The organism is Thermostichus sp. OS-CIW-31 (assembly GCF_054060305.1).
In genome coordinates this window covers 92,674-114,824 of sequence record NZ_JBSSDA010000001.1, presented here as the reverse complement: position 1 = coordinate 114,824, position 22,151 = coordinate 92,674, and the positions used below count along the sequence as shown (strand labels likewise).

General features: G+C 59.8%; 22 protein-coding genes and 1 pseudogene. 7 read left to right on the top strand and 16 right to left on the bottom strand.

What is annotated here, in order from left to right; translation table 11 throughout:
* Positions 1-34: 34 nt before the first annotated feature.
* The 7 genes from lysS to trpB all read right to left on the bottom strand — a co-directional run bounded on the left by lysS (position 35) and on the right by trpB (position 8,386).
* Positions 35-1,570: a lysine--tRNA ligase gene (lysS, locus tag ACVWY9_RS00575; RefSeq protein WP_457387162.1), complete on the bottom strand. Its 1,536-nt coding sequence runs from the start codon at positions 1,568-1,570 to the stop codon at positions 35-37.
* Positions 1,571-1,620: 50 nt separating this feature from the next.
* Positions 1,621-2,493: a Uma2 family endonuclease gene (locus ACVWY9_RS00570; protein WP_457387160.1), complete on the bottom strand. Its 873-nt coding sequence runs from the start codon at positions 2,491-2,493 to the stop codon at positions 1,621-1,623.
* A 266-nt stretch (positions 2,494-2,759) separates the two neighbouring features.
* Positions 2,760-4,178 carry a DNA repair protein RadA gene (gene radA / locus ACVWY9_RS00565; protein WP_457387159.1) on the bottom strand — a complete coding sequence of 473 codons (1,419 nt, stop codon included), beginning with the start codon at positions 4,176-4,178 and terminating at the stop codon, positions 2,760-2,762.
* A gap of 166 nt (positions 4,179-4,344) precedes the next feature.
* Positions 4,345-5,481 (bottom strand): chorismate synthase, encoded by a 1,137-nt coding sequence (gene aroC / locus ACVWY9_RS00560; protein ID WP_457387157.1) that lies wholly within the window; start codon positions 5,479-5,481, stop codon positions 4,345-4,347.
* A 53-nt stretch (positions 5,482-5,534) separates the two neighbouring features.
* Entirely contained in the window at positions 5,535-6,299 is a 765-nt protein-coding gene (locus ACVWY9_RS00555; protein WP_457387156.1) for a pantothenate kinase, read from the bottom strand.
* Entirely contained in the window at positions 6,289-7,071 is a 783-nt protein-coding gene (locus ACVWY9_RS00550; RefSeq protein WP_414351904.1) for an AMMECR1 domain-containing protein, read from the bottom strand. Before ACVWY9_RS00550 ends, ACVWY9_RS00555 begins: the two co-directional genes overlap by 11 nt.
* Positions 7,072-7,108: 37 nt before the next feature.
* Positions 7,109-8,386, bottom strand: a complete 1,278-nt coding sequence (gene trpB / locus ACVWY9_RS00545) for a tryptophan synthase subunit beta (protein ID WP_457387298.1) — start codon at positions 8,384-8,386, stop codon at positions 7,109-7,111.
* A gap of 180 nt (positions 8,387-8,566) precedes the next feature.
* Here trpB and ACVWY9_RS00540 point away from each other — a divergent pair, with 180 nt between their 5' ends.
* The 5 genes from ACVWY9_RS00540 to ACVWY9_RS00520 all read left to right on the top strand — a co-directional run bounded on the left by ACVWY9_RS00540 (position 8,567) and on the right by ACVWY9_RS00520 (position 13,676).
* Positions 8,567-8,926 (top strand): hypothetical protein, encoded by a 360-nt coding sequence (locus ACVWY9_RS00540; protein WP_414375464.1) that lies wholly within the window; start codon positions 8,567-8,569, stop codon positions 8,924-8,926.
* A 259-nt stretch (positions 8,927-9,185) separates the two neighbouring features.
* Positions 9,186-9,704: a hypothetical protein gene (locus ACVWY9_RS00535; protein WP_457387154.1), complete on the top strand. Its 519-nt coding sequence runs from the start codon at positions 9,186-9,188 to the stop codon at positions 9,702-9,704.
* A 48-nt stretch (positions 9,705-9,752) separates the two neighbouring features.
* Positions 9,753-10,316 carry a helix-turn-helix domain-containing protein gene (locus ACVWY9_RS00530; protein WP_457387152.1) on the top strand — a complete coding sequence of 188 codons (564 nt, stop codon included), beginning with the start codon at positions 9,753-9,755 and terminating at the stop codon, positions 10,314-10,316.
* Positions 10,316-11,908, top strand: a complete 1,593-nt coding sequence (locus tag ACVWY9_RS00525) for an Hsp70 family protein (RefSeq protein WP_414344370.1) — start codon at positions 10,316-10,318, stop codon at positions 11,906-11,908. The genes ACVWY9_RS00530 and ACVWY9_RS00525 overlap by 1 nt, the downstream gene beginning before the upstream one ends.
* 334 nt (positions 11,909-12,242) lie before the next feature.
* Positions 12,243-13,676 carry a 1-acyl-sn-glycerol-3-phosphate acyltransferase gene (locus tag ACVWY9_RS00520; RefSeq protein WP_414399588.1) on the top strand — a complete coding sequence of 478 codons (1,434 nt, stop codon included), beginning with the start codon at positions 12,243-12,245 and terminating at the stop codon, positions 13,674-13,676.
* A gap of 83 nt (positions 13,677-13,759) precedes the next feature.
* Here the strand turns inward: ACVWY9_RS00520 and ACVWY9_RS00515 are convergent, their stop codons facing one another.
* From ACVWY9_RS00515 to psbE, 8 genes and pseudogenes are all read right to left on the bottom strand, one after another.
* On the bottom strand, positions 13,760-14,026 hold the full coding sequence (locus ACVWY9_RS00515; protein WP_011433115.1) for an ARPP-1 family domain-containing protein: 267 nt from the start codon (positions 14,024-14,026) through the stop codon (positions 13,760-13,762).
* Positions 14,027-14,329: 303 nt separating this feature from the next.
* Positions 14,330-14,443 (bottom strand): photosystem I reaction center subunit VIII, encoded by a 114-nt coding sequence (locus ACVWY9_RS00510; protein WP_011433114.1) that lies wholly within the window; start codon positions 14,441-14,443, stop codon positions 14,330-14,332.
* A gap of 38 nt (positions 14,444-14,481) precedes the next feature.
* On the bottom strand, positions 14,482-14,952 hold the full coding sequence (locus ACVWY9_RS00505; protein ID WP_011433113.1) for a photosystem I reaction center protein subunit XI: 471 nt from the start codon (positions 14,950-14,952) through the stop codon (positions 14,482-14,484).
* 143 nt (positions 14,953-15,095) lie between these two features.
* A pseudogene (locus ACVWY9_RS00500) lies at positions 15,096-15,329 on the bottom strand (transposase); the annotation flags it as partial.
* A gap of 129 nt (positions 15,330-15,458) precedes the next feature.
* Complete coding sequence (locus ACVWY9_RS00495) at positions 15,459-15,578, bottom strand: photosystem II reaction center protein J (RefSeq protein WP_414356643.1); 120 nt, start codon at positions 15,576-15,578, stop codon at positions 15,459-15,461.
* Between the two features lie 143 nt (positions 15,579-15,721).
* Positions 15,722-15,847, bottom strand: a complete 126-nt coding sequence (locus tag ACVWY9_RS00490; RefSeq protein WP_011433111.1) for a photosystem II reaction center protein L — start codon at positions 15,845-15,847, stop codon at positions 15,722-15,724.
* A gap of 5 nt (positions 15,848-15,852) precedes the next feature.
* Positions 15,853-15,984 carry a cytochrome b559 subunit beta gene (psbF, locus tag ACVWY9_RS00485; RefSeq protein ID WP_414356645.1) on the bottom strand — a complete coding sequence of 44 codons (132 nt, stop codon included), beginning with the start codon at positions 15,982-15,984 and terminating at the stop codon, positions 15,853-15,855.
* A gap of 76 nt (positions 15,985-16,060) precedes the next feature.
* Positions 16,061-16,306, bottom strand: coding sequence for a cytochrome b559 subunit alpha (gene psbE, locus ACVWY9_RS00480; RefSeq protein ID WP_011433109.1), 246 nt, complete (start codon positions 16,304-16,306; stop codon positions 16,061-16,063).
* Between the two features lie 315 nt (positions 16,307-16,621).
* Between psbE and ACVWY9_RS00475 the strand changes: the two genes are divergently transcribed.
* Positions 16,622-18,307: an S-layer homology domain-containing protein gene (locus ACVWY9_RS00475; RefSeq protein ID WP_414408682.1), complete on the top strand. Its 1,686-nt coding sequence runs from the start codon at positions 16,622-16,624 to the stop codon at positions 18,305-18,307.
* An 18-nt stretch (positions 18,308-18,325) separates the two neighbouring features.
* Here the strand turns inward: ACVWY9_RS00475 and ACVWY9_RS00470 are convergent, their stop codons facing one another.
* Positions 18,326-20,053, bottom strand: coding sequence for a Ppx/GppA phosphatase family protein (locus ACVWY9_RS00470; RefSeq protein ID WP_457387148.1), 1,728 nt, complete (start codon positions 20,051-20,053; stop codon positions 18,326-18,328).
* Positions 20,054-20,260: 207 nt separating this feature from the next.
* Between ACVWY9_RS00470 and thrS the strand changes: the two genes are divergently transcribed.
* On the top strand, positions 20,261-22,072 hold the full coding sequence (gene thrS, locus ACVWY9_RS00465; protein ID WP_457387147.1) for a threonine--tRNA ligase: 1,812 nt from the start codon (positions 20,261-20,263) through the stop codon (positions 22,070-22,072).
* The last annotated feature ends 79 nt before the right edge of the window (positions 22,073-22,151 follow it).

Here is a 22,151-nt window from a genome sequence, read left to right as displayed (position 1 = left end):
GATGGGATTTGAATGGACAGTTAGAGGGATCGGCTCAAGCCTCCTCCGCCACTTCTCCCGTCTCGGGCCGCAGCAGCGGAAAGGCAATGACATCGCGAATGCTGGGAGCGTCGCACAGCAGCATCACCAAGCGGTCGATCCCCACGCCCAGGCCGCCGGTGGGGGGCAGGCCATATTCCAAGGCCGTGAGGAAGTCTTCATCTAGAAAGTGGGCCTCCTCATCTCCGGCTGCCTTCAGGGCTGCCTGGGCCTCCAGCCGCTGCCGCTGATCCACCGGATCGGTGAGCTCGGAGTAGGCGTTGGCCGTCTCCCGCCCAACGATGAACAGCTCGAAGCGCTCGGCCAACCCCGGTTTGCTGCGGTGAGGCTTGGTAAGAGGACACACATCCAGGGGGTAGTCCAGAACAAAGGTGGGCTGGCGCAGGCGGCTCTCGCAGCAGTGCTCAAAGGCTTTGACCAGCAACTGGCCGGGGGAGTCCTGGGGGGAGAGATCGGGGATCCCTTGGGCGGCCAAGGCGGGCAACAGCTCTTCAGGGCATCCCTTTTCCACATCGATGAAAATGCCAGTGGCCTCCTCCACCAGCTCCTGCATCGTCACCCGTCGCCAGGGAGGGGTGAGGTCGATGGCTTCCCCTTGGTAGGTGAGCTGCAGGGATCCCCGCACCGCCAGGGCGGCATTGCAGACCAGGGTTTCCGTCAGCTCCATCATGGTGTGGTAGTCGGCGAAGGCTTGATAGGCCTCTAGAGAGGTGAACTCCGGGTTGTGGCGGGTGGAGATGCCTTCGTTGCGAAAGACCCGCCCAATTTCATAGACTCGCTCGATCCCGCCCACCACCAGCCGCTTCAGGTGCAGCTCGGTGGCAATGCGCAAGTAGAGATCCAGATCCAGGGCGTTGTGGTGGGTAACAAAAGGCCGCGCCTCCGCCCCGCCGGGGATCACCTGCAACACGGGCGTCTCAATTTCCACAAAACCTCGCTCTTCCAGAGTCTGCCGCAGGGAGCGGATGATCTGGGCGCGGTCGAGCAAGGTCTGCTTGACCTCAGGGTTGACGATGAGATCGACGTAGCGCTGGCGGTAGCGTTTCTCCACATCCCGCAGGCCGTGCCACTTGTCCGGCAGCGGCAACAGCGCCTTGGTTAGCACCTGGTACTCGTCCACCCGCACCGACAATTCCCCTTTTTCGGTGCGCTTGAGGCAGCCCTTGGCCCCCAGCCAATCGCCCACGTCGATGAGCTTGTCCAAGTTCTTGAAGGCCAACTCCCCCATATGCTCCGTCAGCCGTTGCTTCTCCAGGTAAAGCTGGATGGTGCCGGAGCGATCCTGAAGGGTAAAGAAAGCCAGCTTGCCCATGACCCGCCGCGCCCGGATCCGCCCGGCCACCGCCACCTGCACATCCTCCCGCTCGGCGCCGGGCTCGAGATCGGCAAATTGCGCCTGCAACTCGGCAGCCAGATGGGTAACAGGAAAAGAATAGGCGTAAGGCGGGATCCCTTGTTCCCGCAGGTGTTGGGCTTTTTCCAGGCGGGCGGCCCGTTGGGCAACTTCGCTGCTGCTGGGGAGAGTGGACATGGCAGTGGATAGGCAATGGACAATGGAAGCCCCGTTAGGGACGGGATTTTTCAGGCTGCCGGCGGTGCGATCGCGTTAGCGGGACGGAGTCCTTTCGCGTTAGCGGGACGGAGTCCTTTGCCGTGGGAACGCAGCAGCTCCAAAAGTCTTTCGGCCCGTTGGCGTTCTCTTTCAGCCCGTTGGCGTTCTCTCTCGGCCCGCTGCTGCTCTAGGGCGGCCTTTTCGTCGCCGGTGGGTAAAACTTGGCCCTCTCGGTCACACCAGCGCAGCCATTCCGTGTTGACGCCCTCGAAGGATCCCTGCCAGAGGGTCAAGCCCAGGCCAATCTCCTCCAGCCAGGTGGAATCGAAGGGAACCAACTCTCCCCCCCGCCGCTGAAAAAGAACCAGTGGGGATCCCTGCAGTTCCCTTAGTTGCCGCAAGGGAGAGGCTACGCCCGCTGTGCGATCGTAGACCGCGTAGTAGCTGACGCCGGCGCGGGCATAGTCTTTGCGTTTGCGGCCCAGCTCTTCCCCTTTGCGCTTGGAGACAATCTCAATGACCACATCCGGCGGCTTACCCATCTCCCAGACCAGGTAGGTGCGATCTTCCTTGCGCTCAAAGCTGGCGGGGGGAGCCACCTCCAGGCTGAGCATCACATCGGGCACCAGGGGAGGCAGTTTGAGGGCATAGAACAGACCGACATTGGCCGTGGCCAAAAAGGGGATCGGTTCCCCGGTGTCTTTGGCCTTGGGCTGGAATGAGGTGTAGAGGGCACCGGTGAGCAGGCGCTGCAGCTTCTCCGAGTGAATGCTGTCCACAGGCTCATCGTCCTCGATGACCAGGTCGCTGTTCGCGCAGCGGGTGTAGCCTTTATCCGGTGGCGGAGGAAATGCCGTCTCTGGCATCGAGGGCTGGACTGGGCTGGAGGGTGCGGAAACCATGCTCACCGGGATCCCTTGCTGGTGTTGCTAACTACGGACTAGGGCTCAGCTAAGGCTGCTGAGCTGTTTGCCCAGCAGGCGTAGCCTTTTTCGAGGGTAACAAAAGTTTTCGGGAACATGATGGACATGCCACCGAAGCAGCGGATGCCAATCGCGTTAGCGGGACGGAGTCCAATCGCGTTAGCGGGACGGAGTCCTTGCTTGGCCTTTGGAGATAGGCGCAGCAGAGCCCAGCAGCCGGCGACGGGTGGAAGGCAAGGGGATGTTCACTCTGCGCTCTGGGAACCGGGCACAGCCACCAGCAGGGCTTCCAACACCCGCTGCACCCGACTCAGGCGCAGGCCGTGATCCGACAACACAGGGCTGTTGGGGATGATGGCGTGGCGAAACCCCAGTTTGCTGGCTTCTTTCAAGCGCTGCTCCAACTGGGCCACCGGGCGCACCTGCCCCCCCAGTCCCACCTCGCCAATCAGGACTGTAAAAGGATCCACTTGGCGATCCCGGAAGCTGGCGGCCACGGCCACTGCTACCCCCAAGTCGGCAGCTGGCTCGGCTACCTGAATGCCGCCGGCAGAGGCGATGTAAGCATCGTATTTGGAAAGCGGGATCCCCACCCGTTTTTCCAGCACAGCCAAGATCTGCAAAAAGCGGTTGATTTCAATGCCGGTGGAGGTGCGGCGGGGGGAGCTGTAGCTGGTGGGGCTGACTAGGGCCTGCACTTCCACCACCAAGGGGCGGGTGCCCTCGCAGGCAACGATGGTGGCTGTTCCGGGCATGGCCTGATCCCGGCTACTCAAAAAAAGCTGCGAGGGGTTCTCCACCTCCACCAAGCCAGAGGCGGTCATCTCAAAAACACCCATTTCCTGGGCTGCCCCAAAGCGGTTTTTGACGGCGCGCAATAGGCGGTGGCTTTGGAAGCGATCCCCCTCAAAGTACAAGACCGTGTCCACCAAATGCTCCAGCACCTTCGGCCCGGCCAGGGATCCGTCTTTGGTAACATGGCCTACAATCAGCAGAGCCACCCCCAGTTTTTTGGCCAGCCGCATTAACAGGCCGGTGCATTCCCGCACCTGGGAAACGGATCCCGGCGCTGAGCTGAGCTGCCCCCAGAAGATGGCCTGAATGCTGTCGATGATCGCCACCTGCGGCTGTAGGGCCTGGATCTCGGCCACAATGGCCTCCAGCTCGGTCTCGGCCAAGAGGTAGAGCTGCTCGCTTTCTACCCCCAGCCGCTTGGACTCCGTCCCACTGACGCGATCGGCGCGTAGCTTGATCTGCTGGGCTGATTCTTCCCCCGACACGTATAAGATGGGCCCGCTCTTGGCCAGGTGGGCAGCGCTCTGCAGCAGCAGGGTGCTCTTGCCAATGCCCGGATCCCCGCCAATCAACACCAGGGATCCCGGCACAATGCCACCTCCCAACACCCGATCAAACTCGCCATAGCCGGAGGAGAGGCGAGGGTGGCGATCTGAGGAGACCTGGGAGAGGGGGAGGGCCGACCGGGGGATCCCATTGGCGCGGTTGGACCTAGGAGCGAGGGCTTGGGCCCGTGGGGACTTGGCCGCTGGGGCGACGACCACTTCCGTCAGGGTGTTCCAGGCGCCGCAATGGTCGCAGCGGCCCAAAAACTTGGCATAGCGCTCGCCGCACTGGCTGCACTCCCAGACGGTTTTGGCCTTGGCCATGAATGGGGATCCCGCTCTTTGAGGAGTGAGAAGGGAGAAGTGAGAAGGAAGGAGTGAGAAGTGAGGAGTGAGGATCCACTCTCTTTGCTCTCTTCTCTCTGCTCTCTCCTCTTCCTACTCAGGATATCCGCCAAGGACTCCGTCCGAGTATCGCGACCGGCTGCTGCTAGGTGTGGGACACAGGAACAGCAGGAATGGGCAGCTCCGGCAAGGCCAGGGATCCACACTGGGCGTGGTGGCGCAGCAGGTGGTCGCAGAGCACCAGGGCCACCATCGCCTCCACCATCGGCACCGCCCGCGGCAGCACACAGGGATCGTGGCGTCCCCGCGCCGCCAAAACCGTCTCTTGCCCATCGAGGGTGACGGTGTTTTGGGCCTGGCGAATGGTGGCGGTGGGTTTAAAGGCCACCCTTAGGAGGATATCTTCTCCGTTGCTGATGCCCCCCTGGATGCCGCCGGAGCGGTTGCTGCGGGTGCGCCAGCCGCCGGGGGTCATGTAAAACTCGTCGTTGTGCTGCTTGCCCGTCAGGTAGGTGCCGGCAAACCCAGAGCCGATCTCAAACCCCTTGCTGGCTGGCAGGGACATCACCGCCTTGGCCAAGTCGGCCTCCAGCTTGTCGAACACCGGGGATCCCAGTCCGCGGGGCACGTTGCGGGCCACACACTCCACCACTCCCCCCAGCGAATCCCCTTCCCGCGCCGCCTCCTCAATTTTTTGGATCATGGCCGCCGCCGCTTGGGGATCGGGGCAGCGGACGATGTTGGCCTCCACCTGCTCTGCAGTTACCGAGCTGGGATCCACCTGGGCTTCCACGTCTTTTACCCGCTGCACGTAGGCCAGGATCTCCACCCCTGCCGCTAGGCGCAGGATCTTCTTGGCAATGGCCCCGGCAGCCACCCGGCCAATGGTTTCTCGCGCTGAGGCCCGTCCGCCCCCCTGCCAGTTGCGGATGCCGTACTTGGCCTGGTAGGTGGCATCGGCATGGGAAGGGCGGAAGGTGGTGGCCATCTCCTGGTAGTCCTGGGGGCGGGCATCCTGGTTGCGCACCAGGATGTGGATGGGGGTGCCCAGCGTAAAGCCCTGAAAAACCCCGGAGAGGATCTGGCAGCGATCCGCTTCCTGGCGGGGCGTCGTGATGGGGCTCTGGCCAGGACGCCGCCGATCCAGCTCTGCCTGAATGTCGGCCTCGCTCAAGGGCAGCCGCGGCGGGCAGCCATCCACCACCACCCCCACCGCCCCCCCGTGGGACTCGCCATAGGTGGTCACGCAAAACAGGACACCGAAGGAGTTGCCGTTGGCCATGGGATCCCCAAGCAAGAAGCCGTTACTCGCAGGCGGCTGGGAGAGACTGTTTTCTATTCTGCACTAGGGGAGTGGCGGGCAGTGCGGTGCAGCTGGCGGCAGCCGGCAATTCCCCGCAACACCAGGTGGGGATCCCAGCGCAGCTCTGGGTCAAGCGGGCCCAAGTGAGGGTGGAGCCACTTCCCATCCCCGCCGGTCAGCAGCAGGGGGCCTTGGGGAAAGCGGCGACGCCAGTCGGCAATGAACTCGCGCAAGCCAGCCAAGAGGGTGTGGAGGATGCCGCTGCGGATGGCAGCCACGGTGTCGTTGGCCCAGCGAGGGGGCAAGGGATCCTGCGGATCCCACTGCACTTTGGGCAGCAGGGCTGTGTGATCAGCCAACGCCTGCGCCTGCAACCCCAGGCCGGGCAAGATGGCCCCTCCCACCAGGGATCCTTCAGAGTCAGCTCCTGTGAGGGTCAGGGCAGTACCCGCGTCGATGACCAAACAGGGCCAGCCGTAGTGGATCCCAGCAGCCCACAAGGCCAAGGCCCGATCCAGCCCCAGCCCTGGGTAGGGATCCCGCAGCGGCACCTGCGACAGCTCCAATCGATGCACCCAAGGGGATTCCGGCGGCAGGGGGGCAGAGCCCACAGGAGCCAGCCACAGCTCTGTCTGCTCCGGCCAGGACAAGGGCTGGTGAGCAGGAAACCGCTCCACCTTCACCAGGGTCTCCTCTACAAACCAACCCCAGCGCACGTGAGTGTTGCCCAGCACGGCTGCCAGCCACTCACGACAACAGTGCGAAGCGTTGAGATCTGCCCCCTCCTCAAAACTCATGCAACAGCTCTGCCTCCACGCGAAACAGCTCCACCGGCTGGTCGGCAGGGATCCCGGCCAACCTCTTAGCGGTAGCAAGCTGCCATTCTGTCGTCAAAGCCTCTCCCGGCAGCAACACCGCTCCCCGGGTTCCAGAGCGGACAAATAGGCCCATGCGGGTGGGATCCACCTGCTCCACAGCGGCAAAAGGACTCCGTCCCGCCGACGCAATGGGCACCACCCGCCGCACAATGGCTACCTGAATGGAGGCCGACTCCAGCTCCCCGGGTTGCAGAGGTACGTAGCGCCAATCGCGGGTGACTGCCCCCACCGCCGCCCGGATGGTGGCCCTGACCAGGTCCTCGCCGCTGGGATCCAAGCTGCCCCAGCAGCCACGGGGCCGACCCTCTGTACTCACTGTTACAAAAACCCCCGCAGAGCGCCGCCAGTGGGGCGGGATCTCCTCTGGAGGTGGCAGCACCTGGCCGGTGGCGAAGTAGTAGGCAATGGCCTGACGCGCCAGTGCCGGCAGGGTGTCAGGGAGAGGTTGTCGCCGGCTGGGAGAGGGGATCCCTTCTGAATCGGACTCCGTCCCGCCAGTGCGATCCCGTAAGCGGTGCGAGGCACCCATGGACTCCGGCGGAGGAACAGGGGCAGTTGTCTCAGAAGGCTGCGGCAGGGATCCCGTCCACAAGCCCAGCCCCGCAGCCAGGAGCAGGCCGATCGCGTTAGCGGGACGGAGTCCTTGAAGACCCAGCAATCGAACCGTGAAGTGAACTCGGCAGGTGAACACCCAAGAGAATCCCGTTGGTGGTCACAACAACCGTACTCTAAAAGCTACGTCCCCGCTGCTGCAAATACTTGAAAACGGTGTTCAAATCCTTGTCGCCGCGCCCAGAACAGTTGACCACCACCCGCTGCTGAGGGCCGATCGCGTTAGCGGGACGGAGTCCTTGCTGTGGGGCCAAAGTTTTCAGGTAGGCCAGCGCATGGGCCGTCTCCAGCGCGGGGATGATCCCCTCCAGGCGCGACAGCAGCAGCAGCGCTTCCACCGCTTCGTCGTCAGTAACCGCGTAGTACTCGGCCCGCCCGATTTCTTTTAGGTAGCTGTGCTCTGGCCCCACGCCAGGATAATCCAAGCCGGCGCTGATGGAGTGGGCCTCCTGCACCTGACCTTCTTCATCCTGCAGCAGGTAGCTCATCGCCCCGTGCAAGACCCCGATGCGACCGCGGTTGAGGGTGGCAGCGTGGCGGGGCGTGTGCAGCCCTTCTCCGGCGGCTTCGATGCCGATCAGCCGCACCTGGGGATCCCGGACAAACTCGTTGAACAGCCCCAGCGCGTTGGATCCACCCCCCACACAGGCCAGCAACACATCCGGCAGCCCTCCCCATTTTTCCTGGCACTGCTGCCGCGTCTCCTGGCCAATGACATCGTGAAAGGCCCGCACCAGCTTCGGGTAAGGGTGGGGCCCCGCCACCGTGCCGATGACGTAGTGGGTGGTCTCCACGTTGGTTACCCAGTCGCGGATTGCCTCGGAGAGGGCGTCTTTGAGGGTGCGCGTGCCCGATTCCACTCCCCGCACCTCAGCGCCCAAAAGGCGCATCCGCTGCACATTGGGGGCCTGCCGCTCCATATCCAGCGCCCCCATGTAGATGACGCATTCTAGGCCAAAGCGGGCGCACACGGTTGCCGTGGCCACCCCATGTTGGCCGGCGCCAGTCTCGGCGATCACCCGTCGCTTGCCCATGCGCACCGCCAGCAGCACTTGGCCAAGGGCGTTGTTGATCTTGTGGGCGCCGGTGTGGTTGAGATCTTCCCGTTTGAGGTAGATCTGCGGGCCGCCGTAGTATTCGGTTAGCCGCTGGGCAAAGTAGAGGGGGCTGGGCCGCCCAACAAAATCCCGCAACAGGTTGTGAAACTCGGCGCGAAAGTCGGGATCCCGCCAGTGATGCTCAAAGGCTTCTTCCAGCTCCGTTAGGGCGCTCATCAGGGTTTCCGGCACAAACCTGCCCCCAAACGGCCCAAACCGCCCCTGGGGATCCGGACGCACCTGCGGGTCAAGGGGATCCAAAACACGAGGGGAAAAAGCAAAAGAAGCTGAGGTCATGGCAGAGTCCGTCCGGGCCTTGTAGCCTGCAACTAGAGAGAGGCTTTCCCATTCTACAGAAGGAAGGGGCGATGACCAGTCTCGCCTCTCTTCTTCTGCCGTGGGATCCCGAAAAGTTGTTTTGAACAAGGGTCTTCCCAGGATTTTTAAGATAAGGCCGTCCGATTTTGAGGCGGCCTTATGGACAAGCATCTGCAAGAGTTGCTCCAGCAAGAAGATCAAAAGCGCAGAGATGAAGAGGTGCGGCGCACCTATGCCCTTTCTCAAAAGTCCGAGGGGATGGTGATCCTTCTGTCTATTCTGCTTGCCTTCGGAGCCTACCTCTACACGCGGCGGTGGAAAGCTTTGATGGTTTTTCTGGGCTGGTGTTTCTTCCTTGGCGTGTTGTTTAGCGACGACGAGGGAGAGGTTTCCCTACCCGGACTGTTTCTGGCCTCCACCTGGGCAGCAGTAGACAACTGCGGCGCTATCCAGCGGGCAAGAGAAGAAATTGAACGGCTGCGCTCCGGCCAAAACCCTGATGTTGATCGGCAAACTTAAACTTGGTCGACAAAACAAAATAGTGGCCCAAAAATCGGTATTTTATTTCAAACTCTCGAAAAAGATGCTATACCTACTATTTCAAGTGGCACCCAGATACAAGCGGCGCAACCGACCCATTCTCAACGGCAGTGAAACTTGGATTCCTATTCCCTTTGTCTTTTGGGAAAGAGCTTGGACAAACCAAATTCTGTCCCCCTAGGAGAGGGGCTGGAGGTGAGAGAGCTTAGGATAGCTACAGATTAGAGCAATCAAAACCATGAAGTCTGCTGCTCGCCTAGCTTGTCTGCTTGCCGGACTGATCCTAGGAGCGGGGATCCCCGTCATTGCTCCCGCCCCCGCCCTTCCCGTTGCCCAAGCCGGTTTCCGGCCCTATCTCAATGCCCGTTTCGGCTACCGCATCGACTACCCGGCAGACTTTATCCCGCAAGGGGAATCCGACAATGGCGACGGCCAAGTGTTCCTCGGTCAAGACGGGGCTGAGCTGCGGGTTTGGGGTGGGTACAACATCTTTCAAGAAACCCCTGCCAGCGCCCTGCAGGAAGAACTTCGCCGCAGCCGGGAAAACCAGCGCCAGGTTACTTACCAAACCGTTGGCCGGGATTTCTTCGTGGTCTCCGGCTACGAGGACTTTGGCCAGCGGATTTTCTATCTCAAAACAGTTGTCCGCCCTTCGCTGCAAGCTGGCTTTGAGTTCGTGTACCCGGCCAGCCGGCGCGAGCGCTATGACCGAGATGTGGAAGCTATAGCCCGTTCCCTGCGCCTTGCCGATCCCTGAGCTAGACCCAAGTTGGGGCATGATCGTAGGGATCCCTGGCAAAACCCAATGGCCGAGAGACCGCTGGATAGTTGGCTGCAGGAACGCATGCGGGTTGTTGGCCTGTCTTCTTGGCGGGCTTTACAGGCCCAGGCCGGGATCAGCCGCCGCGCCCTTGATCAGGTGCGCCAGGGGAAGTGGAGATCCCTGCGCCTGGAGCAGCTCCAAAAGCTGGCTGCCACCCTGCAGTGGGACTTGGGATCCCTGCTGCGCCTCAACGGGAATGACAAAATGGGAGCCACCGATTCCTCAGAAGTCCTCTTCTCTCTGCTGCAGCCGTTGCTCACCAGCTACCCCACCGTCCGCCAGATTGCCCAGCGCAAGCCCGATTGGCCGGCCCAAAACGTGACAGCTCTGTTTCGCTCCTTAGACGCTCTGCTGCAGCGCTGGGGGTATGAGCCCATCGGCAACCCCCTGGAGTCCGTCCCCTTTGATCCGCAACTGCATCAACCGGATCAGCTGGATATTCAAAAGGGGGATCCCGTTTACATTCGCTTTGTCGGCTACCGCCGCGGTGACCACATCCTCTGCCCAGCCAAAGTCAGCCGTTCCCTGCCTGGAGGATTGAGCTGATGGCACCTGCCCCCAAAGCGACCCTAGCCATTGATTTTGGCACCAGCAACACGGTGGTGGCAGTTTGGGATCCCGCCCAAGCAGTGCCCCGTCTCCTCACTCTTCCCGGCCTCTCTCGCCCAGACCACTCGGCTATTCCCAGCTTGGTCTACGTGAAGGGAAAAGGCCAGCTCCTGGTGGGGGAAACCGTGCGCGCCGGTCGGTGGGGGGCAGTGGATCCGCAACGGCTGTTTCAGGGGTTTAAGCGGGACTTGGTGGCGGAGTTTGTCCCTCCGCCGCGAGTTCTAGATGGAGAGCGCTACGACGCCGAGAGGGTGGCCCAAGCTTTTTTGCAGACGGTGATGGAAGCTGTCCCGAAAGAACACCTGCAGCCGCAACAGCTGGTGTTCACCGCCCCTGTCGGCTCTTTTGAGCGCTACTTGAATTGGCTGCGGGGAGTGGCCAGTGCCTGTGGCTGGGATCCCGTTCAAATTGTCGATGAAGCCACGGCAGCAGCCCTGGGCTATGCGGTTGGCCAGCCGGGATCCCTAGTGCTGGTGGTGGATTTCGGCGGCGGTACCTTGGATCTCAGCTTGGTGCGCACCCTCGCTCCCCAAGCGGGTAGCCCTGTCCTCAAAGCGGAGGTGATCGCCAAGGCCGATGCCTATGTGGGCGGGGTGGACATCGACATTTGGATTGCCGACTACCTACTGCAGCAACTGGGGCTAAGCCGACAGCAAATTGGAGCTCTGGGCTGGCTCAACCTCCTGGAGCAGGCGGAACAGCTCAAGATCGCCCTTTCCACTCAGATGGAAGCGGTGGGCAGTTGGTTTGACGACGAAGCCCTCACTGCCCATGAGTTGAAGTTAAGCCGGCAGGAGCTGGAAGAGATCCTGGAAGCTCGTCAGCTTTTGGATCAAATCCGCCAATGCTTGGACGACGTTCTCCTCACCGCCCAGGCGAGGGGATTGGGCAAAAACCAAATTGAGCAGGTGCTCTTGGTAGGAGGCAGCTCCCAACTGCCAGCAGTTCAAGAGCTGCTGCGCTCCTACTTCGGCAAAAAGAAAGTGCGCTGCGAACGCCCCTTCGATGCTGTGGCCCTGGGCGCCCTGCAGGTGGGCCGCCAGGTGAAGCTGGAGGATCGCCTGCACCACAGCTATGCCCTCCGCCTCTGGGATCCCTTGCAGAAAAGCTACATCTACTACCCCCTCTTCGAACAGGGCAGCCCCTATCCCTGCCGACGGGCTGAGCCCTTGATCCTGCAAGTGGCCAACGACGGACAAACGGAGATTCGCCTAGAGGTGGGAGAAGTGGCCCAGGTAGTCCAGTCGGAAGTGGTTTACGACGAGCTGGGGCGGATGAGCAGCCGGCAGCTCACCCGGCAAACCGATTTCCGATCCCTAGCTCCTCTTGGATCCCTGCCCATTCGCCTCAGCGAGACGGAGTCCTTACCGGTTTGTCTGGCCCGTTTGCAGCCCCCTGGCCGCGTGGGAGAGGATCGCCTTCGCGTCGAATTTGCCATTGATAGCTCGCGGCGCTTGTTGGTCACCATCACCGACCTGCAAACTCAGGCGCTCTTGGCAGAGGCCCAGCCTGTAGCCACCTTGAGTTAAGAGACGAAAGTAGAGAGAAGAGAGCGTCTTCACTGCAACGGAAGACAAAGAAAGCAATGTAAAGGGCACGACATGGCCACGATTCCCAACTCTCATCTCCCCTTGTGAGAGAGGGGTCGGGGGCTTGAGGAGAGTAGAGAGCGGTTGCGCCGACGGCGTGGGGTCTCAGGGGAAGGATCTCAATCATTGATATTGTTGATATTGATTATTGATTGAGAATGGCTGCATATCCAGTGATCTCTGTAGCGACTTGATGAATAATCTGAGCGATGGGATATGAATCTGATTTGCGTTTAACTACACTTCTTCTCTTGAGCTACCTTGGGAACAAATCTTGCTCTTGTCACCACCGCCCCATTTTGCCCGTCCTCCCCTCGACTTTATTCCGCCCGCCTATAGCGCCTGGGTGCTACGGCTCGTCCACGGGATCCTGCCCCTGCTCTTGCGGGTGAGGGTGCGGCGCTGGCTTCCTTCCGGCATTGCCAAAATCGAGGCCACAGGGGCGGAGATCTTGGCGCGGCTCTACCACCAGTTCCAGGAGGGTCAAATTCGCCTAGTCCTGGCTTTCCGACATGTGGAGGTGGATGACCCGCTGGTGGGCCTGTACGTTCTATCTCGCCTGGTGCCCGAAGCCGCCCGTCGACAAGGGATCCGCCTTCGAGAACCCCTTCACGCCCATTTTCTCTACGACCGGGGCATGCCCCTCTGGGGAGGGGAATGGCTGGGGTGGCTGTTGTCTCGCCTGGGCGGGATCCCTATACGCCGCGGTCGGAGGGTGGATCGGGTGGCGCTAAAGGCGGCCCGGCAACTGCTCCTGGATGGGCAATTTCCCTTTGCAATCGCCCCAGAAGGAGCCACCAACGGCCACAGCGAACGGATCAATCCCCTGGAACCGGGAATGGCTCAGCTGTGCTTTTGGTGCGCCGAGGACCTGGCCAAAGCTGGTCGCTCAGAGACCGTCATTTTGCTGCCCATTGGCATTCGGTACTACTACACGGATCCCTCCTGGACGAAGCTGGAGCGCCTGCTGGCGCGCCTTGAGCACCTGAGTGGGTTGACGCCTCCGAAGCCAGAGCCAAGATCCTCCAGGAGCCCCAACCTTCGCTACACCCAGCGGATCTGCCGCCTAGCCCAGCATCTCCTGGGACAACTGGAAGCCTTCTACGACCTACCTCCTTTTGTCTCCGAAAGAGATGATAAAGAGCCACCGCTAGAGCAGAGGCTAGCCCCTGGCCACTTCAACGCTCGCCTGGGGCGGCTGCTCCACAAAGCTCTGGAAACTGCGGAGACCTACTTCGGCCTATCTCCCCAGGGGGATTGGAACAGCCGTTGCCGCCGCATTGAAGAAGTCGCCTGGATCCAGATTTACCGAGAAGAATTGCGGCATCCTGGATCCCTGTCTCCCCTGCAGCGGGGGTTGCTCGACTGGAAAGCCCACCAGGCAACGCTCTACCTGCAGCACATGCGCTTGGTGGAAAGCTGTGTAGCCGTCCAGGAAGAGTATTTGCTGAGCAAACCCTCTTTTGAGCGGCTGGCAGAAACTGCCCTCATTCTATTTGATGTGCTGGCCCGCCTTCGAGGGGAATCCTACCCAGCCCGCCCTCGCCTAGGCTGGCGGGGGGTTCACGTGACCGTCGGGGATCCCATCTCCGTTAGCGAGCGGTTAGAGCGGTATTGCCGAGGCCGCCAGGAAGCCAAACAGGCGGTGACCGAGCTAACTCAGGATGTTTTTTCTTTCCAATTTCTTTCTTTTTCTTCCAATTTCTAGGGATCCCCCAAAGGGGGAACCAGCTTAGGTGAGAAGCCTGGCACTACTGCCGAGAGACTGCTGAAAGATAAACCACCTTCCCATCATAGAACAGAGCTGAGCCTTGGTCGCCCCGCTGGGACTCTGCTCGGTACTCCCAGCAGCAATAGGAACTCACTGTGGTTTTCCACAACCAGGTGAGGTACTGCTCCGGCCTCGCTCACCTCGGTGATGGTTGCTTCCTGGGTTTGCAGATCTGGAAGGCGATAGGCAACTTCCTGCTCCCCCTGAGAAAAGAGAGGGAAAACCTGGAAACTGCCCTCTTGAATGGGATCCCCAATACGCAGGGTTGGAAAGTTAAGGCTGGCCATCGACTCCTCCTTCTCGTTGAAGTTGCAAGGGTGTTGCGGAAGCTGCCCTTCCCCTTGTTGGCTTGGGATCAGCTCGCCGGATCCTGCTCCAATCTAAAGTCCTTTGGAAATGCTCCCTTCCTAAAAAAAAGAGGTGAGGGGACAGCCTTCGCCTTTCGGGACTCTGGTAGCGCGGATGGAAATCATCCTGACCAAAAGAGAGGGATCCCTTTTTTGGGATCCCTGCCTCAATATCTGGGGTTGATCTCTAGCCTGAAATAATTGAAATTAATCAGCACTAGTGAGTATCAAAGCACTCCGGGACTAGTCCCGCTCAATGTACAAAAAAAGCACTGCCATGCCCACTGCAGGAAGCAGCCAACCAACAATGGGGATAAAAATCCAAGGAAGATAAGCAGCAGCGTAAGAACCGGTCATGATTTTGCTCCTCTCAAGTGACTTGACAAACTTGACAACTAATTCACCAGCCCTCGAAAGATGGCGTCGATCCCGGCAAAGTTCTCCAGCAGGAAGTAGGCAGCGAACACGCCACCCATACCTCCCAAGAAAAATCCTGCCGTCAGATCCCCCCAACCCCGAGCTGTAGCCAGAGGAGCGGCCCCCGGTGTTTCCGGCTTGTTTCCGAAGGTAACGCTGCCATAGGCCGACATGCAGGCGGTTCCCAGCAGCACAATCGCCATCGCCGTAACCAGCCCGCCTAAGTTAGCTGCCTCAGGGTAATCCCGCAGCGGCCCCAGCACAATTTCCGGCCCCACCAAGAAATATCCATGGGCCAGCCCAATTTCCAGCCCCCGCAATAGCGGCGACAGGCCAGGACGGTTGATGGGAAGATTGTTGATAAACAGACGGGTGACAGGAGAATCGCTGATGGGCGTCGAAAGATGCCCCTCGCAGGGATCGTCGTTAAAGGTGCGAATGTAATCCATGTCCGAATGTCCTGCCTGGAATTTTGCGATTCATTCTACGGGGCCTAAGTTACCCTCTCGGCAACCACCACCCGGATCGTTAAAAAAGTTCATGCTCGCTTAACACAGAGATAGCTCTTGTGACATCCTCTCAACACTCACCCTAACAACCAGTTGGCTGTCTTGTAGTGGAAATCCTTGCGCTGATTGGCTACTTTGAGATGGGCCTTCGCCACTCGCCTTAAGGCTTTCTTACGGCGGTTTGACCCTTGCTTCTTGCGGGATAATGACCGCTGTAATCTCCGTAACCGCTTTTGTGCTTGGCGATAATACTGGGGAACTGGAACAGACTCCCCTGCATTGGTCACCAAAAAGGATTTCAACGTGATGGGTAGCCCCGGAAAAAGTGGTAGATACAACAGCATCGAAAAGCCTAACTGAATTCAGCTAGGCCATAAAAACCATGCGGCTTTGTACCCCTACCTATTGCGGGCTACTACCAGACTAACAGACTAAAAACCTCAAACTTACAGGCTCGAGCCCAAGCCCACATAGGAGCCATAGAAGAAAAGCCCAACTACCGTGAGCACACCCAAACCGGCAACCACGGCCACTATCCACAAAGGGATCCTTGCTTGACTGGTCATAGCAACTGGTCTCCAAAAGAACTAAAGACGGAACTAGCAGCAATTACATTTTCGGTAATAAGGGAACAAAAGCTGGCCAAAAGCCAACTGTATCCCTTGCCAGCCCCTTTCAACTCTAAGAAGAGCAGAGTGGGATCCTGGCCTCAGTTGAGAAAGTAGCTGGAGAACAACAGCCCAACCACAAACACCAGCAGCAAACCCAGGTAAAGGGAAGTGCGGTTTAGCTCCACCGGTTGGGAGTTGGGATTCCTTTCGGGTTGATCAGCCATTGGGTTCACCGTTGAATAAACTGCATTGCAGCAATGGCTCCCAAGAAGAAAACCGTTGGGATCGCCAAGGTATGCACCGCCAGCCAACGGACGGTAAAAACAGGGTAAAAAACGGGTTCATCAGATTTACTGGCCATAGATATCACCCTACGCAAAAAGCTCAATCAATTTACAAGTTGCAACAATGCATGAACCACTTGCCCACAGCCACCCTTAACGAGTCAGCCTCTCCAACTCCTCCAGAGCATTGAAGCGATCGCTGACGATCGGCAACTCCTGGCGCTCTGCCGTGAAATACTCATTGGGGCGTGGGGTGCCGAAAATATCATAGGCCAGGCCGGTGCTCACAAAAAGCCAGCCTGCCAAAAACAAAGCGGGAATGGTCAGGGCGTGAATGACCCAGTAGCGGACACTGGTGATGATATCGACAAAAGGTCGCTCTCCGGTGCTGCCAGCCATGAAACTCCTCCCTAGGGTAGGGGCAAAAGTGCTTTCTGAACTTTCTGAGTCTATAACACAATGATAAAGATTTGGATGCACAACTACAAGTTGCAAGACATTCGCTTAGCCCCTTTGCTGCCAAGCCGGATCCCAATCTTGTCTTGGATAAGTAAAATCTCCTATGGGGTTCCTGTGACCAACCTCCTCACCCGAGTTTTCAGAATCTCACTGCCAAAGGGCGCAATCCCAAGGGGCATCGAGGGCTTGAGGATGGGGCGGAAGTTTGAGATAAGCTGGCCCTGAGGGGATGTTGTTGGAACAGGAGTGACAGCTATGCGGTGCTCGTGGCCCCTAGCTCTGAGCTTGTGTTGGACGCTGGGCTGGTCGGGTGTCAGCTTGCCGGCTTGGTCCCAAGGGGTGGAGCAGCAAGCCTCGCTGGCCTGGACCGACCCCTACGTGGCGGCTCTGGAACGTCAGACAGATGTGGTGATCACCCAAGAACCCCTGTCAGCCACCCTGACCCGTCTGGAATTGGCCCAGTGGCTGACGGAGTTTTTCGGCTACATTCCCAATCCCAACCAGGTGCAGGAGATTCGCGATCTGGAGCCCAACACCCCCGACTATTGGACTGCCCAAGCCGTGCTACAGGCGGGGGCCATGCGCCTATACGAGGGCAACGAGTTTCGCCCGCAAGGGGATATCACCCACCTGGAAGCCCTGGCCATTTTGGTGCGGGCTCTGCAATTGCCTGCTCCCACCCAGGCCGACATTGAGCGCTGGATGGCTCTGTACACCGATGCGGCTGATGTACCAGAGGTAGGGCGGGCTTTTGTGGCCATGGCAGGCGAAGCGGGGCTGCTGGTGAATGTGCCGGATCCAGCTCGTCTTCAGCCCAATCGCGTGCTGAGGCGAGCAGAAGGGGCGGTGTTGTTGCATCAGGCCCTGGTGTATCGCGGTCAGCTTCCGCCCTTGCCACCCCCTGTGGCCCAGTTGCGTCCCTCCCCAGCCCGGGTGGCCGAGACTGTCCAACCCGAAATCTTCCAAACGCGGATCACTCCCGAGGGAGGAAGTGTTCCTGCAGGGGGAACCTTGACCATTGAAGCGCAGGCCACTCCCAACGGCAGGGCTACGGTTGATATCGGCGGCGTGGTTCAGGGTCTGCCGATGCAGGAGGTGCAGCCCGGCTACTACCGCGCAGTTTATAGCCTTGGTCCTCAGGATGCCGTCTTTGGCCCCGACATCAGTATTCAGTTGACCCTCAATGGCGTCAGTACCCGCGTTCAACGGCGGCTACCTCAACTGGCCTTGGGCAATGTTGCTCCTCCGCCAGTGGAATCAGTATTTCCGCCCCCAGCTCCTCTGCCGCAGCCAGCCCCTCTGACTGCAGCCAGCAATCGCTATCCGCGCATTGAGGCCATTCGCTTGGATCCCCAGCGCGACTTGGTGGAAGGGGACATTCTCACCATTGCCATTTGGGGGGAATCTGGAGGGATCGCCCAGTTTGATCTGGGGAATCTGGCCCTGAACCAGCCGATGCGGGAGGTACGACCCAACCACTACGAAGGCACCTACGTGGTAGCCCCCACCCACCAGGCCAACAATCCCACCTTGAGGATTGTGCTCACCAAGGACGGCCTCAGCCAGGAACATCGGGAGATTTTTCCTTTTTCCATCGATGGCTCCAGAGGAACCCGCTCCACCATTCAGCCGGTTTCCGCACCCGTCGCCACGGGACTGCCCCAGATTTTCAGTGTCACCACCAACAGCACCAATCTGCGCATGGGAGAAATTCTCAAAGTCACCATGCGAGGGGATCCGGGGGGGCGGGCTGCTTTTCGGATTGTTGGGGTAACGCCGGAAGTCGAAATGCGGGAGGTGGCGCCGGGCCTATACGAAACCCAGCAGCAGTTGCCCTTCAACATGCAGCCGGTCAACAACGGCATCATCGAGGTGATCTTGCAAAGAGGGGGCCAAAAGACCACCCAAACCAGCCCCTCGCCCATTACCATTGCCCCTTAGCTAGGATCCCCGAGAAGGCTAAACTGCTGCCTCAAAGGGATCGGCGCTGCGCTGGATCTGGGTAGAGAGCTTGGGGATTACCTGCAGGTTGAACTGTTGCTCGAAGACTTTTTTCTTCTCGTTTAAGCTCCACAACTCTAGGGCACAGTCGTCCTTGGGATGCCTGGGATCCAAAATCAACTCCATGCGGCGGGGGCCTTCTCCCAGGAGCTGAAAACGGCAGTGCAGGGCTTGAATGGCCTGCAGGCGGCGGCGATCCAAAGCACAGGCTATGCGCAGCAGGGGGCTCAGTTCCAGCACCACTTGGCGATCCCGCTCGTCGCTGAGGCGCTGGAAGTTCTCGTGCTTCTTCTTGGGGGGCGACTTGCGGTGGTAGCGGGCCAAGTTGGCGATCACCTCCACCTCTTCTTCGTTGAAGCCCAAGAGTTCTCCATGGCGGATCAGGTAGTAGGAGTGCTTGTGGTGGGCGGCATGGCTGATGAAGTGGCCGCAGTTGTGCAGCATGGCCGCCGCCCAGAGAAGAGCCCGCTCCCGGGATCCCCAGCCATGCAACAGGCCGCGGGTCTGGTCGAAGAGGCTGAGGGCAAATTCGGCCACCCGCTCGGCATAGGGCAGCTCCACCTGGTATTTTTCCGCCAACTTGAGGACGCTGCGCCGCCGCACCGAGCTGTGGTAGCGCAGCCGATCCTCAATCAGCCCTTGGCCGATCATCCAGTCCACGATCAGCCCTTCCCGCAGAGCCCGTTCGCAAAACTGGATCCGCTCCACCCCCAGCAGGGTCATCACTTCTTCCAAGATGACCGCCCCGGCTAGGATGATCTCCCCCCGCCTTTCCCCCAGGCCGGGCAGCTTTTGCCGTTCGGCCACCGTGAGGGAGCGCAGCTCTTTGATGTAGCCGCGCAGGGCTTCCAGGCTGAACTCATACCCCTGCAGGCGATGGGGGAGAGCGCCCAACCGACGGCGGGCATCCAACTGGGCCAGGCACTCGACGGTGCCAGAGGTGCCCACCAAAGGCAGGGATCCCTGTTGTTGTGAAGAGGCAAGGATCCGCTTCATCTGCTCGATGGGGGATTCCAGCATGCCGCGGATGTGCTGGCGCAGGGCTTGCAGTTCGCCAGAAGTGGGCGGATCGTGGTGCAAAAAAGCCTGGGTCAGACGCACTGCCCCTACCTTGACGCTGCGCAGAAACTCCGGCTCTTGGCCATTGCCCAAAATCAGCTCGGTGGAGCCGCCACCAATATCCACCACCGCGTGCAGCCGGTTGTGGAACTCCATCGCCGAGAGCACCCCCAGGTAGATGCGGCGGGCCTCTTCCTGCCCCGAGATTAACTCCACCCGCAGGCCCAGCTCCCGTTCAATCCGCTTCAAAAACTCCAGCCCATTGGGGGCCTCGCGCACAGCACTGGTAGCCACGGCAACAATATCCTGCACCTGAAAGCTCTCAGCAATGCGGCAAAACCGCTCCAGAGCCGTCCGGGCCCGTTCCATAGCTGCAGGCGTGAGGGCGCCCGTCTGGCTGCAAAACTCCCCCAGCCGGACGGTGGCTTTTTCGCGGGAGATGATGGTGAAGCTAGGGATACGGGGATTGATGCGCACCACCACCATGTGGAGAGAGTTGCTGCCCACATCGATGGCCGCCAGAACGGGGGCCGCCCAAGATTCAGAACGAGAAGCCGGGCTGGTTTCGGAAACTGGGGAAGCAGAGGTGACAGAGCGTTCCGTGAAGTTGGTGGGCGAAGAGATCATGGCTCGGGTAAGGGGGTCAACCCCTTTAGGATACTGTGTACTTTCCCCCCTTGTTCCGGGCCGAGTCGTGAGGTGAGGTTCGCGGTTGACTCGGCAAACAGGGGAATTGATTAGCTGGGGATCCCTGCCGTTCTCGCCCCAGCCTAAGATAGGGACACGGATATCCATTTCTTCACTGTTCTTTCTTTGTTGTCGAAGCAGGTTCCGATGTCTCAGCCAGCCGAATCACCTCAGAAGGCCAACAGCACCCTCAAACTGCTGCGCACTCACGAGTCTCCCAAACTGGAGCGCATCCGCCACACCACTTCCCATGTCCTGGCTATGGCGGTGCAAAAGCTGTTTCCCAAGGCCCAGGTGACCATCGGCCCCACAACCGACTACGGCTTCTACTACGATTTTGACCATCCCGAGCCCTTCACGCCGGAAGATCTGGATCGCATCAAAAAAGAGATGCAGGCGATCATCAAAAAAGGTTTGCCGGTGATCCGCGAGGAGGTGAGCCGTGAAGAGGCCAGGCGCCGCATCGAAGCCCTCGGAGAACCCTACAAGCTGGAGATCTTAGACAGCATTCCCGAAGGGGAGGTCATCAGCATTTACCACTTGGGGAATGAATGGTGGGATCTCTGTGCCGGTCCCCACGTGGAAAACACCCAAGAGCTCAACCCCAAAGCTTTCGATCTGCTCAGCGTGGCCGGCGCCTATTGGCGGGGGGACGAGACCAAGCCGCAGCTCCAACGCATCTACGGTACCGCCTGGGAAACTCCAGAGGAGCTGAAGGAATACAAGCGGCGGCTGGAGGAGGCCAAACGGCGGGATCACCGCAAGCTGGGCAAAGAACTGGGCCTATTTTTGTTTTCGGATGAGGTGGGGCCGGGGCTGCCTCTCTGGACACCCAAGGGCACCATTCTGCGCTCGGTGCTGGAGGATTTTCTCAAGCAGGAGCAGCTCAAGCGGGGCTACCTGCCGGTGGTTACCCCTCATATTGCCCGTGTGGACTTGTTCAAGATCTCCGGCCACTGGCAAAAGTACCGGGAAGATATGTTCCCCATGATGGCGGAGAATGAGCAGGATCGCGCAGCCGAACAGGGCTTTGTCATGAAGCCGATGAACTGTCCTTTTCACATCCAAATCTACAAATCCGAGCTGCGATCCTACCGCGATTTGCCCCTACGATATGCCGAATTCGGCACCGTCTATCGCTATGAGCAATCGGGGGAATTGGGAGGTCTGACGCGAGTGCGTGGCTTTACGGTGGACGATGCCCATTTGTTTGTTCGCCCCGATCAATTGGAGGAGGAGTTTCTCAAGGTTGTCGATCTCATTTTGGTGGTTTTCGATAAGCTCAAGCTCAAGGATTTTCGCGCCCGCCTCAGCTTCCGGGATCCCAAGTCGGACAAATATCTGGGATCCCCTGAGGACTGGGACAGGGCCGAGAATGCCATCCGTCGCGCTGTAGAGAAGCTCTCGATGCCCCATTTTGAAGGGATCGGCGAAGCAGCCTTCTATGGGCCAAAGCTGGATTTTATTTTCCGCGACGCCCTGGATCGGGAGTGGCAACTGGGCACGGTTCAGGTGGACTACCAAAACCCACAGCGCTTTGATCTGCAATATGTAGCTGAGGATGGATCCCGGCAGCGTCCGGTGATGATTCACCGTGCTCCCTTTGGCTCGCTGGAGCGACTCATTGGGATCCTCATCGAAGAATACGCTGGGGATTTTCCCTTCTGGCTGGCCCCGGAACAGGTGCGCATTTTGCCCGTTTCCGATCAGTATCTGGGCTACGCCACCCAGGTGCGGGATCAGCTGCGAGAGCAGGGGATCCGCGTCCACATCGATGCCGACAGCGATCGTTTGCCGAAGAAAATCCGCAATGCCGAGAAGGCCCGGATCCCTTTCATGCTGATCGTGGGGGAACAGGAACAGGCGGCAGGAACGGTGAGCGTGCGCCAGCGCCATGGACAGGAGCTGGGATCCCTGACGGTGGCAGACTTCCTGGATCAGGTGCAGGCGCTCAACTAGCCGGTTGCGGCAATGGAGGGCAGTGGAGTTTTCAGAACTTGAGGATCCCAGATGCCGGGGAGCTCAAGAAAGGGCCTGA